The sequence below is a fragment of the Bacteroides sp. L008 genome (genome assembly GCF_040812255.1).
Lineage (GTDB): Bacteria > Bacteroidota > Bacteroidia > Bacteroidales > Bacteroidaceae > Bacteroides > Bacteroides vicugnae.
The window spans coordinates 1,086,513-1,099,443 of the sequence record NZ_JBFNXO010000002.1 but is presented as its reverse complement, the minus strand read 5'-3'; the positions used below and the strand labels follow the sequence as shown (position 1 = coordinate 1,099,443).

The following is a 12,931-nucleotide window of genomic DNA, read 5'->3' as shown; positions in this document are numbered from 1 at the left end:
GAATTTATAGACCGAGTAATTTCTTTATTTTGTCGCAAACAGCAGTATTCTCATAAATACCGGTGAATTCTTCGGCTCCGGGACCAAAAGCATAGACCGGAACCATCACGCCACTATGACCACCCGTAGAGAACTTACATACAATCTTACCTTCCTGCAAGTCACCGTCCACCAACGTAAGTCCACCGGTTTCATGGTCGGCGGTAACTACCACCAACGTCTCTCCATCTTCGGCAGCCCATTTGTAAATAGCACCGATCGTACGGTCGAAGTCATGCGTTTCCTGCATCAACAAGTCAAGGTCGTTAAAGTGACCGTAATCGTCCAACTGTGAGCCTTCTATCATCATGAAGAAACCATTCTTGTTCTGGTTCAGCAACTCGATGCCTTTCAGCGAAGCGCGTGCAAGGAGATCACCGCGTTCTGCCGGAAGCGGGGTGTCTACCGGATAAGGAACAGCAAATACTTTTCCGCTCTTTATACCTGCCAATTCCTCCCAACTGCGAGGGGTCTGATAACCATTGGCATGCAGTTCCTCGAACAGATTGCGACCGTCTTCACGATTTTCGAAAAGCTTGGCACCACCGCCAAAAGCGTAATCCACGCCGCAATTCACATAATCCGTCACAATCTCCGCTTCGGCATCCCTATCTTTATTGTGACAGCAGAAGTCGGCAGGAGTAGCGTCCCAAAGACGGCAAGTCACTGCTATACCGGTTGATTTGCCTTTTGCGGCAGCATAATCCACCAACGACTTCAAGGGACGTCCTTCCGTATCTACGCCTACGGCATGATAATTCGTCTTGTGTCCGGTAGCCAACGCAGTACCACCTGCACCGGAGTCAGTAATCAGTTTATTGGAGCAGTAAGTTTTAGAAAGACCTACTGTCTGGCAATTATCCAGATACAACTTTCCACGGTTGGCAGTCCATGCAGAATAAACATGCATAAGACTCATGCCGTCACCAATCATCAGAATAACATTTTTAATCTTCTTCCCTTTGGGCGGAGCTATCTTGGTTACTTCATAAGGATGTTCCAACACATACGTTTGTTCCTTGTCACGACGATCTTGCGCAAATGCGCAGGCAGGCAATAATACAACTACCAATACTGCCAATATGCAGTTTTTCCACATCTTCTTCATTGTCATTATTTTTATCAATAATTTCTTTTGTACAATTTAAAACTCTCATTCAACTGTCACTAAAACCGGTGCATGGTCTGACAGAAAAGCCTCATTTTCCGTTTCGGCGAGTACACCATATCTAAGCACATCGAATCCATTGCGAATGAACACATAGTCAATCAACGGGCGATGCTGATAAGGAATCTTGCCGAAGTCGTGAAAACTCCATGCCGGACCGTAAACAACAGGCGACGCAAGACGAGCATCCGTCAGATGTTCCGGATTAGCAGGATCAGTCACGTGCTTGATGACATCCGATTCCGGTTCCGAATTGAAATCCCCTGTAACAATCACCGGCAGTCCGCCACTCAATTGGTTCACTCTGTCCAGCATAAGGCTGATTCCTTCGCGCCGTGCCACTACGCCTACATGGTCCAGATGAGTGTTCAAGGCAAAGAATTCCTTGCCGGAAGTCTTGTCCTTCAGTTTCGCCCACGAAGCGATACGTTCGCAAGCACCATCCCATCCTTTAGAACCGGGCACTTCGGGCGTTTCGCTCAACCAAAAATATCCCGAATCAAGTAAATCAAAACGATTCTTCTTATACCAAAGAGCACTATACTCTCCTTTCTCCTTTCCATCCTCACGGCCTACACCTACGACTCCGTACTCCGGCAAGCGCTGCTTGAGGTCTTCCAATTGATTATGAAGCACTTCTTGCGTGCCCAATACATCGACATCGTAGAATCGGACAGCATTAGCCGCACGGTCCTTCCTGAATTTCCAATTGTCCAGACTGTCTTCCGGGTTGTCATAACGAATGTTGAATGACATTACATTGATTGGTGCAGGCTTGGTAGGCTGCTGTTTCACTTGGCTGCATGATGCACCAAGTATTAGCAAAGATAAAAAAGCTATTTTTTTCATGGTAGTATTGTTTATTATTTCACATATAAAGTTGAAGCAGGAACGGGTTCAAACTCTTCTGCAGAAGGAAGTTTCCACGCCCAACTGAGATGTTCGCCTTCATAATCTTCAAAATAGTAGAGTTTGTAAGGATGAAAACCTTTTCTTAAAGCAACACGTCCGGTAGCAGGAATGGCGGCATGAGAACCGTCGTTATTCACCACCTGTTCATTGTCTATATACAAAACACTGCCGTCGTCCGAGCGTGTCTGAAAAGTATAGACTCCATCTTCGGGGACGTTGATAAGCCCGGTAAATATATAACCAAAGTGATCTTCCTGTTTGGCATCCTTGATGGAAGGTTCCGACATGATGCCCGTTTCAAGCAAAGGTGTCTTTTCAATATCCGCCACTTTCTGATATGTACCCTCGAAATACTTATAAGAAGTACCGTTTAAAATGGGATTCACCGGAAGTGCAGCTTTCAATTCGGCTTTGGTAGCCTGAATAGACAAGACTTTGCTTGGGCGGAAACCTTCCTTAAATCCCTTTGCCTTTATCTGAGTGGTCTTATCCAACTCGAACGGTTTCTCATAAAGTGGAGATGACTCTGTCGGCTCACTTCCGTCTAACGTGTACCGGATTCCGGCTCCTGCGGTTGCCGTAGCAAGAGTGATTTCTGTTTTATCCATAAAGAGATTCAAATCTCTATCCACATAAGGAATGGACACCACATTTTCGCGGGTATAGGAATAAGGAGCGGCCTCTGCTGAAATTCCCCGGGTCTTATCCGGTGTATCGGTTAAAGTAAAACGAAGTTCACCACCTTCCATCAGTTGTGCATAAGTGATGAAATTGGTATCTATCCGCTTGCCGTTCAGCTCTACTTTACTGATATAAATATTCTTCTTCGGGTTGTTGGCAAGAATAGTCAGCGTCTTTCCGTTTGCCAAATTGACAACCGCTTTCTCGAACAGAGGACTGGTCAGCGCAAATTCATTACTTCCGGGACATACAGAATAGATACCCAGACTGGATAGTATGTACCAGGCAGACATCTGCCCGCAGTCTTCATTACCTATGATTCCCCCGGGCACAGGCTTATACATTTCATGAAGCAACCGGCGTGTCATCTCTTGTGTCTTCCAAGGCTGTCCTACATAATCATACAAATAAGCGATGTGATGACTCGGCTCATTCCCATGAACATATTGTCCTATTAGGCCAGTAATGTCCACAAGGTCGCCTTTCACACCCGATTCTACAGTGAAAATAGAATCAAGCGCAGTGATAAACTCTTCCTCTCCTCCGAACAGTTGTGCCATTCCGTTCACATCGTGAGGGGCGAAAAAACGATATTGCCAGGCAGTAGCTTCGGTATAGGCACGTCCCACTTCAACAGGATTGAATGGCGTTTCCCAATTACCATCCATCCGTTTGGGGCGGAAAAACTTTGTAGAACCATCAAATACGTTGATATAGTTCTGCGAACGCTCCATGTACTTTTGACAAATATCTTCTTTTCCCATCTCCTGTGCCATACGTGCAATACACCAGTCATCATAAGCAAATTCCAACAGACAAGATATGGATTCTTTTTTAATGTTCGAAGGAATAAAGCCATATTTTATATAGTAATCCGCACCTTTCTTATTCTTCTCAGAAGAAACAATCATTGCTTCCAATGCTTTTTCCGCATCAAAGCCTCTGATTCCCTTCAAGTAGGCATCCGCAATAACAGAAACCGAATGGTATCCTATCATAGTTCCCGTTTCTCCGGCAGAAAGCGGCCAGATGGGAAGTTCACCTGAAGCATCGTAAATATCAAGATAAGAATCGATCATATTAGTGACCAATGTAGTATCAATCAGCGTCATCAAGGGATTCCACGCACGGAAAGTATCCCAAAGGGAAAAAGTGGAATATTGCATTTTACCTTTAGACAACTGACCTATTTCCATATTGTGCCGGCGAAATTCACCGTTGACATCACTCACGACATCGGGCACAACCATAGCGTGATACATAGCGGTATAGAAGTTCTTCAAATCGTCTATATTGCCTCCCTCCACAGTAATGGATGAAAGTGCCTGTTCCCAAGCACTACGGGCGGCAGCACGCACTGCGTCAAAATCGAAATCTTTTACTTCAGCGTCAAGGTTCTCACGCGCGTTGTCCACACTGACTATGGATAGTCCTACTTTGGCTATAACAGGCTCACTGTCTTTATCGTCAAACGTAAGAACGGCTTGCAAATCCGTGCCGGTCAATTTAGCCTCAGCAGAAAACATCTTTCTATCCTGTACAAAACCAACAGTTTGAAAAGGTTTCGAGAACCGGGCAACAAAATAAACATATTGGTTATCTGTCCAACCTCTGGTTCTTCTCATTCCTGCAATTTCATTGGAAGCCGTCTGTTCTAACTCGGCTTCATAAATATATTCATTATCAAGCAAATGAGCCAAATCTATGATAATACTTACGGGCTTGGCAGAAGGAAATGTGTACCGGTGCACACCGACATGAGCGGTTGCAGTCAACTCTGCTTTTATCCCTTCATCTCTCAGCAATACCGAGTAATATCCGGCTGATGCCTTCTCATCTTTGTGGGAAAAAGCTGTCGGTCGGCAAATACTTCCTTCTGCTGTTAAGTCCGGTCTTTGAGTGGTGGGACGAAACAGTATGTCGCCCAGATCAATACATCCCGTTCCGCTAAGATGAGTGTGCGAAAAGCCTTTTAAAGTAGTATCACTGTAATGATATCCCGCACAAGCATCCCAGTTTCCAGCACGGGTGTCGGGACTCAATTGTACCCCACCGAAAGGAACGGTTGCACCCAGATAAGTATGACCATGAAACCCCGTCCCTATAAAGGGATCGACATAGTCAACAGGGGATTGTTTACCGGACGAACAAAAACTGAAAACAAAAAATGCAATGACTGCACATGTAAGAATTTTAAATTTCATCAAATTACATGTTTGAAAGTTTTATCTGCAAGGATTGCTACCTTTTGGGATGTCAATCCTTGCAGATCAGACTAATGTTCTATTTCATGATGGATATCTTTCAAAAAGAAAGATTAATTATAGCCGTCATTCTGTTTCAACTTACCATTAGACTTAGTTATCTGGTCATACGGATATGGGAATACCATCATATAATCTTTATAAGTACTCTTTACCTTATAGTCACCATAAGGTTCTATAGTAAAGCTGGATTCAGGATTAGAACGGTCTGCATACTTACGGATACGTGGACTAGCGTTCAGTTCCTTCTCTGCCAGTTGTTTAATTTCAGCATTTGAAGAACGATGCCAACGCTTGAGGTCGAACAAATGGTCGGTATATTCAAAAGCTAATTCACAACGGCGTTCGTGATACAAATCCGCCATAGTAGGGTTTTCAGTCAATTCTGTCAGGTTAGACCGTTTGCGAATACGGTTCAAGTCCTCTTTGGCTTTACCCGGTTGGTCTGTCATCAGATAAGCCTCCGCGCGGAACAGCAACATTTCAGCAAAACGAATCAACGGGAAGTTTATACGGGCAGTCGGCCAGTTTCCATTCGTGTTTACATACCCCTCTTTATCGGCATCCTTATGCTTAAAGGGATCCATATACTTATTGATTTGGAAACCTACATCCAGGTTCGTATCAGAATAGAACTTACGTTTTTCGCCAAAGAACTGGAATTCCTGATTATATTCCAAAATGGAACGTACCAGACGTTCATTACCTACACCGTCTTTCACCATCTCTTCATAAATATCATAAGATGGCTTAATCTGTCCCCAGCCGTTATACACACCCCAGCCTTTGTCTTCAAGAATCACACCTACAAATTCAACACCACCACCGGAAGAACCGCCGTTGGAAGGAATAGACCAAATATACTCCTTGTTCCAAAAATCTTTAAAATCAGAAGAGAATATTTCAGCAAAAGTGTCAGCCAAGTCACGGTTATAATCAGTTTCCAATGAATTAACCATAGTAATCACATTATTCCACTGGGTTGCATCCCAAGTAGCCCAATAAGCATATACTTTAGCCTTGTAAGCCACAGCGGCAGCTTTATGCGGACGCCCTTTATCGTCATCTGTATATTCCTCAAATTTAGGCAAATAAGAGATAGCTTTATCCATATCTTCTATAATATACTTATAGTCATCGATTACAGAGGCCTGCTGTGGAGGAATAGAATTATCATAGTCCCCCTCAAAATCTTCGTAGCGTACGAAAGGAACTCCCTGTTCTTTCGTTCCGTAACGGTAAGCAATCCAGAAATGGGCCATGCCACGCATAAAAAAGGCTTCGCCCAAGCTACGATGTTCTATTGCGCTCAATCCACTTTTCTTCTCTTTGTCAAGCAACTGCTTGATAATCCAGTTGGAACGAGCCATATTTTGATAGAATAAATCAAATCCTCCCTTAATAGGATCTTCATTACCGGTATAGTCAAATGTTGCCAATGAATTGTAACCGCGTGTCTTAGCCCAAACAATATCGCAGGCTGCCCCTTGTTCCCAAAACAATTCACGTCCGAAGCCCTTTTCCTGATGGATAGGCGCATAAAGTCCGTCGATGGCATCAATTGCTTGTTCATCATTCAAAAAATAGGATGTAGTAGCAGGATTTCCTTCCGGTTGCACATCCAGAAAGTCGGCGCAAGAGCATAATGACAAGGCCGATAAAGCCAATAATGGTATATATTTTTTCATAATCTCTGTTTTTATTAATAAGTTAATTTCACGCCAAAAGAGAATACCCTGGATACAGGATATTTCATAGCATCCCAGCCGCCACATTCCGGATCCATACCCGAATAATCGGTTATTGTAAAGAGATTCTCACCACTGAAGTAGACAGACATACGACTACTGCGCTCTTTCAGATGCGACCACTTTTGCAATACGCCTGATAAGTCATAGGAAACAGTCAGGTTTTTCAGGCGCAAATAAGAAGCATCCTCCAAATACCAATCAGATGCCGTACTGAAGTTTGAATTCGGATCATTCTTTGACAGTCTGGGGATATTTGAAGAGGTATTCGTCGGACTCCAGGCGTTCAGAATTTCCTTTGTACGGTTAAAGTTACCATCTACATCGCTCAACGTCATATATTTCGCAGCATAGAATGCCTGAGCACCACCTACACCCTGAAACATAGCGCTGACAGACAGTTTTTTATAAGTAGCTCCTAATGTGAAAGCATATGTTGTCTTCGGAGTAGCACTACCGCAATATTGGCGGTCTTTATCATCAATCTTACCGTCATTGTTGTAGTCTACGAACTTTAAGTCACCGGCTTTGGCATTTGCCTGAATGCCTTTCCACTCTTTGTTACCATTAGAGTCGGTAACATAAGTACCATGCTCCTTATTCCAGGCAGCAACTTCGGCATCACTCTGGAAAATACCGGCAGTCTTAATCAAATAGTACGAATTCAAAGGTTCTCCCTCTGCAGTCTGACGAGTAAAAGGAATATTGCGGAATTTAGAATCACTATCAGTCCATACGCCAGGAGTACCATCGGCATTCTTCACACCTATGTCGGAAACCCAGTTCTTCAAATACGAAAAGTTACCTGATACAAAATAAGAGAAATTCTTGTTGATACGATCGCTCCAGTTTGCTGATATTTCAAAACCACGATTGCGAACTTCACCTTGATTAATCAACATCGGATCCAATCCGATAGTACTCGGCCAATCCATGGTCTGTTCCTGAATCAGGTTAAAAGTACGCTTATCAAAGTAGTCGAACGACAAAGACAAACGGCTATTGAACATTTCGACATCCAAACCTAAATCGTACTGTTCAGAAGTCTCCCATGTCAGATTCTTGTTCATGGCAGTAGAGTTATACACGAAATTATTCCAGGTTGTATTATTCATCACACCATATTGAGCTTGTTCCTGCCAATACGTTGTTCCCAACAAAAGCGATTTGTAATTATAGTTAATAGAGCCCAAGTTTCCAACACGTCCCCAAGAAGCACGCAATTTCAGCAAACTGATGAAATCATTTTTCTTAAAGAACTTCTCGTTAGAAATCTTCCATGCCAATGTAACTGCCGGAAAGTCACCAAAATTATTTTCTTTAGGTAAACGGCCTGCATAATCGCGCCGCCAAGAGGCCGTAGCAAAATAGCGATCATCGTAAGAATAAGCCAAACGGGCCACCAATGAGACATTGGCATCAGGACCTGTCATATAATCGGTAGCCGAAGTAGAACCTGCATATGCCAGATATTGCAAATATGGGCTTTCATCGGTAAAGTTCTTACCGTTAACATCAAGACCGCGCGTTACAAAATGATCAGCTGTAGTAGAGAACAATGCGCCTACTGTATGTCTTCCGAAAGTATTATCATAAGTCAGCGTATTCTCAGTTTTCCATGCATCTCTACGATAATTCGTTATATCCATGTTATTTGAGTTATTGGGCTTACCCGGTTCATCCTGAATAGGACGGAAATTTTTATAATTATTACTCTTCAGATTGTAAGTGAAACGGCTGGTAAACTTTAACCCCTGTAGTACATTGGCTATTTGCAAACTTGTAGTACTCCAAACATCACTGGTTCTGTTAAAACGGTTTTCCGCTTTCAACAGACGTACCGGGTTAACAGCATCACCATGGGCACCTGCAAAATTGCTTCCATACTTAGCTATGTATTCAGGATCTTCAGTAGTGGTTCCTCCCCAAGTTCCATCCAACGGATTATATACAGTAGCACTGGCTGGCATATAGATTGCTGATAAAACAGGACCTGTATATGCATCGTCTGTATCCTTTGTGCGGCTCTCCGTATTTTTCCAAACAAAATCTTCGCTGATAGACACCCATTTATTCAAGTCGAACTTACCATTGTAACGTATCGAATAATTCTTATTATAAGTATTGATCAATACTCCTTCGTCATTATCAAATGAGAAAGACAAACGACTCGAAAAATTCTCTGTACCTACATTCAACGCTATGTTATGGCGTTGATAAAAAGCTGTACGGAAAATCTCGTCCATCCAATTGGTACGAGTGGTGCCAATCCACGGATTTTTTGCCACATCCCAACCATCGGGAAGTGACATATCCGCATTGGCATAAGAGCGTTTACGCATCTCTAATTCACCCTCAGCATTCAGTGGCTCCGGCAAATTTGTAGCCTGACGAATCCCATAAGTACCTTCGTAACTAAGAGTGGGCGTACCTGCCTTAGCCTTTTTGGTAGTGACCAAAATTACACCGCCTGCACCTGACTGCGCACCATAGATAGCAGCAGAGGCAGCATCTTTCAATACTACGATAGATTCGATATCACTCATTGAAGCAATAGGAGCGCCGGGAACTCCGTCAACTACCCAGAGTACGTTATCCCCACCTTGTTCAACACCAGCAATTTTACGTTTGTAAGAACCTTGTCCACGGATAGTAATCGTAGGAGTAGCAGTAGGGTCACCACCGTTGGCTTGTACCGTGACACCAGCCAGCTGACCTTGCAGCATACTTTCTGTAGAGCTGACCGGACGAGTGGTTAATTCCTCGGTATTGCTCAATACACCTACAGCCGCCGACAAATCCTGCTTACGTGAATTCGCACCGTAACCTAACACAACTACTTCATCCAGAAGTTCCGAATCCTCTTTTAGAATAATCATTAAGGGTTTACCGGTAACCTGCACTTCCTGGTTTGCATAGCCAACATAACTTATAACCAATACGGCATTTTTATCAGTTGACAACTCGAACTTTCCATCCACATCTGTAATGACTCCGTTAGAAGTTCCCTTGATCAAAACATTGGCTCCGATTGCAGGCTCACCCGTTTGATCTTTCACTGTTCCTTTCACTGTGATTTGCTGTGCATAAGCACTTGCAGACAAGAACAGCACTAACAAAATAGTCAGAATCTTTCGATAGATCCTAAAATTTGCTTGTCTCATACATTTAAAATTTAAAGTTTATAATATTGATAATTATAAATCTGCCCCAAAGGTCACAAGACAGAATTATATTCGATTTACAAAAAGATTATACTTTGATTACTTTATCAGAACAGAAGCTCCCAACAAACTAGCATCTTTCTGATGGGAAACCTTCACCTCTACTCTATCCAATATAACTTTGTAAGGAAAAATCCGCATCTCATTTTCCATAGCTCCTCTAAATAAAGGAAATGCTGGTGCAATACCTCCTCCCAAAATAACAGCCTGCGGAGCATACACCAGAAGAACTGCTTTCATAAGGTTACCCAAATGAATTCCAAATTCTTTCCATATTTCCAATGCAGCCCTGTCTCCACTATTTGCCTTTTCAGCAGCCTCAGCACCAGTAGTATTGTACCGTTTAAAAAAGAAACTACTACAATATTGCTCAAAGTCGGAATCTAAATATGGCAATGTTCCTATTTCGCCTGCTCCCATAAATTCGCCGCCATAGAGACGATGATCAATGATGACCCCTGCCCCGATACCAGTTCCTATCGTCACTCCCACCATGTTGGCATAAGGTTGCCCTTCACCGAACATTTTCACCCCCAAAGTGAAACAATTAGAATCGTTGTTGATAGCAACAGGTACTCTAAACTCACTTTCCAAAGCCTCTTTCAAATGAATTTCCTTCCAGGAGGAGATGTTTGCCACATTATAAACAACCCCTTTTTCCGAATCTACAATAGAAGGGACACCTATGCCAATGCCTTCTACATGTTCGTTCATCATTCTTTCAATAAGCTGAGATAGTAAATTGAGAATCGTAGAAGCATCTTGCTGCGATGGACAAGCAACCGATATCTTATTAAGACACCTGCCATTCTCCACTTGTGCTATCCGAACATGGGTTCCACCTAAATCTATTGACAGTTTCATAGCATTACACTTTTTTATTTTTAATTATAGACAAATGTAGGAATTGGACACCCTTTATAAAGTACCAAATGCGTATAATATTCTTCACTTTGCGCATTTCTGCTAAAAGAACTTCATAATAAAGAGATTTTGTTTGCCTCGGTAGAGTAGCCTCACTTGATATTGCTTTCAATTAAATATTCCACCAGTTCTTTACCGCCTTTATCATTAATAAAATCAATAAAAACAATGCCACAGTTCCGTTTGTGTTCCTGCTCCAGATAGTCTGCTACAGGTTGATTAATTTGGTCTGCAAAGATCTTAGGTGTTCCCAAAGGTAATCCGGTTGCACTGACAAAGCTAATACCCCACTTACGTGAAGAAGCGGGCTGGTCAGACACTACATCAATATTACGAATAATTGTTGTTATTTTCTTTCCAGCATCTTTGCCTGACTCATATTGGTACTCATCTTGAAGCAACACACGACCTTCTTTCCCATCTTTATTGCAAAGAATAAGCAGACAGGTTTTATTATCTTCCCAACCTACACAAGCAGCACCCGGATAATTAATCATTGCAGAATCCCTATGTAAAAAAAGAATCTTTCCGCGACAGTCTTTCAATGTCAGTTCAGGGTGAAAATCTGTTACGAAATAATCTTGATATACAGGATTACTCAAAGAAGCAGACACTAAAGATGCATAATCCTGCAACTCTCCGCCCTCCTTTTTCAGTGAGACAATCAATGTTTCAGAAGGATACGCCTGCAAAAAAGAAATGAAGGCGGGCAAAACATCATCTTCCCAATATAGATCCTGAAAAGCATAACTATGGAAGATACCTAATTTATTATTTTTCTTTTCCAAACGAATATCGAAAGCGCGAATTCCCAACTGCAACTGGACAGGAATGGTTTCAGACTGTGTTTTCAACATATCTCCACCTTTGGTAGTGCCACTGTCATGCGTACCGGGAATGGATATTTTGCACATTAACAGTGTATCATGAAGACACTTCATCCACGTTGTTTTTTCCACACTACCATTCAACCACATACTCGTTTCGGTACATCGAGGAGCGGCCTCAGTGCATAAGCCCGGAAAAACTAATACAAATATGGTCAAAGCTAATATATAACACATTCGTGAAAATTTTCGTCCCATAATATATTGCTTAATAGGTTATAATAAGCGCAAAGTTAAAAGGTTCATTTTTCTTATCTATTCTCAATTGCGTATTTAGTTCTTCATTTTGCGTAAACATTTTCCCCAATTACAATCAATAAAAAATGAACTAGCTGATATCGGTTCGGAAATAAACTAAACACAATCTTCCTATCAGCTTCAGAGACCTCTTTTCTGAATTTTTCGTTTCCATTTCTCATATTCTCATAGTATCCATATAAAGCGAATATAATCAAATAGATAGATTATGAGAAATGATTTCCTAAATAGGCATTTCTCATAGTTTTTCAGCAAAACACCCCCGATTTCACCTCATTTCTCATACTCGTTGGCGGTATTTCTCATAGTATATCTGGCGTGTTTTCCATCAACAGAACTGATTGCTTCTTTCTGTGTGTACTGCTTTTATTCCTACGGCAATAGCATTTTGCAAACAAATCATTGTTTGTTTATATGAAATATACTAGTTAACAATTTATTATTCAATGGATAATACCGTTTTCTCTAAGGGAGAAGTCAATCTTTGCACTCCAGTGAACGGTTCTTTGCACTCTAGTGGAAAAAACCGTTCACTGGAGTGCAAAGGTCTATTCACTAGAGTGCAACAAACTAAATGTTGGTAAGATAATACGGCTTACTATAATGTATGCATCTTGATGCCTTCAAAGGGGTACTTCACCTAATACTACACTAAGATAGACGGAGTATAGGTATGATAGATACCCATCTTTTATAGTAAAAGTATGATAGATGTTCTTCATTATATGAAATTCCGACATGGAACCCAAACGCCCTACAGTTTTCGTAAGTGCCAAATTCCTGAGGGGGCATTATCAATAAAAAATAAGTTATTTCTGAAAATACC

At 42.0% G+C, this 12,931-nt stretch carries 7 protein-coding genes; all 7 read right to left on the bottom strand.

Annotated elements, in window-relative coordinates:
- Positions 1–4: 4 nt before the first annotated feature.
- The 7 genes from AB3G73_RS23220 to AB3G73_RS23190 all read right to left on the bottom strand — a co-directional run bounded on the left by AB3G73_RS23220 (position 5) and on the right by AB3G73_RS23190 (position 12,045).
- Entirely contained in the window at positions 5–1,147 is a 1,143-nt protein-coding gene (locus AB3G73_RS23220) for an alkaline phosphatase (RefSeq protein WP_367745683.1), read from the bottom strand.
- A gap of 45 nt (positions 1,148–1,192) precedes the next feature.
- Positions 1,193–2,056: an endonuclease/exonuclease/phosphatase family protein gene (locus AB3G73_RS23215; protein WP_367745682.1), complete on the bottom strand. Its 864-nt coding sequence runs from the start codon at positions 2,054–2,056 to the stop codon at positions 1,193–1,195.
- Positions 2,057–2,070: 14 nt separating this feature from the next.
- Entirely contained in the window at positions 2,071–5,004 is a 2,934-nt protein-coding gene (locus AB3G73_RS23210) for a GH92 family glycosyl hydrolase (protein WP_367745681.1), read from the bottom strand.
- Between the two features lie 113 nt (positions 5,005–5,117).
- Positions 5,118–6,752, bottom strand: coding sequence for a RagB/SusD family nutrient uptake outer membrane protein (locus AB3G73_RS23205; RefSeq protein ID WP_148364370.1), 1,635 nt, complete (start codon positions 6,750–6,752; stop codon positions 5,118–5,120).
- 14 nt (positions 6,753–6,766) lie between these two features.
- Positions 6,767–9,976, bottom strand: coding sequence for a TonB-dependent receptor (locus AB3G73_RS23200; protein ID WP_148364369.1), 3,210 nt, complete (start codon positions 9,974–9,976; stop codon positions 6,767–6,769).
- A gap of 99 nt (positions 9,977–10,075) precedes the next feature.
- The gene (locus tag AB3G73_RS23195; RefSeq protein ID WP_148364368.1) at positions 10,076–10,900 is read right to left on the bottom strand and encodes an ROK family protein; all 825 of its coding nucleotides are present in this window, start codon (positions 10,898–10,900) and stop codon (positions 10,076–10,078) included.
- Positions 10,901–11,052: 152 nt separating this feature from the next.
- Positions 11,053–12,045 carry a phosphatidylinositol-specific phospholipase C gene (locus tag AB3G73_RS23190; protein WP_367745680.1) on the bottom strand — a complete coding sequence of 331 codons (993 nt, stop codon included), beginning with the start codon at positions 12,043–12,045 and terminating at the stop codon, positions 11,053–11,055.
- Positions 12,046–12,931: the final 886 nt, after the last annotated feature.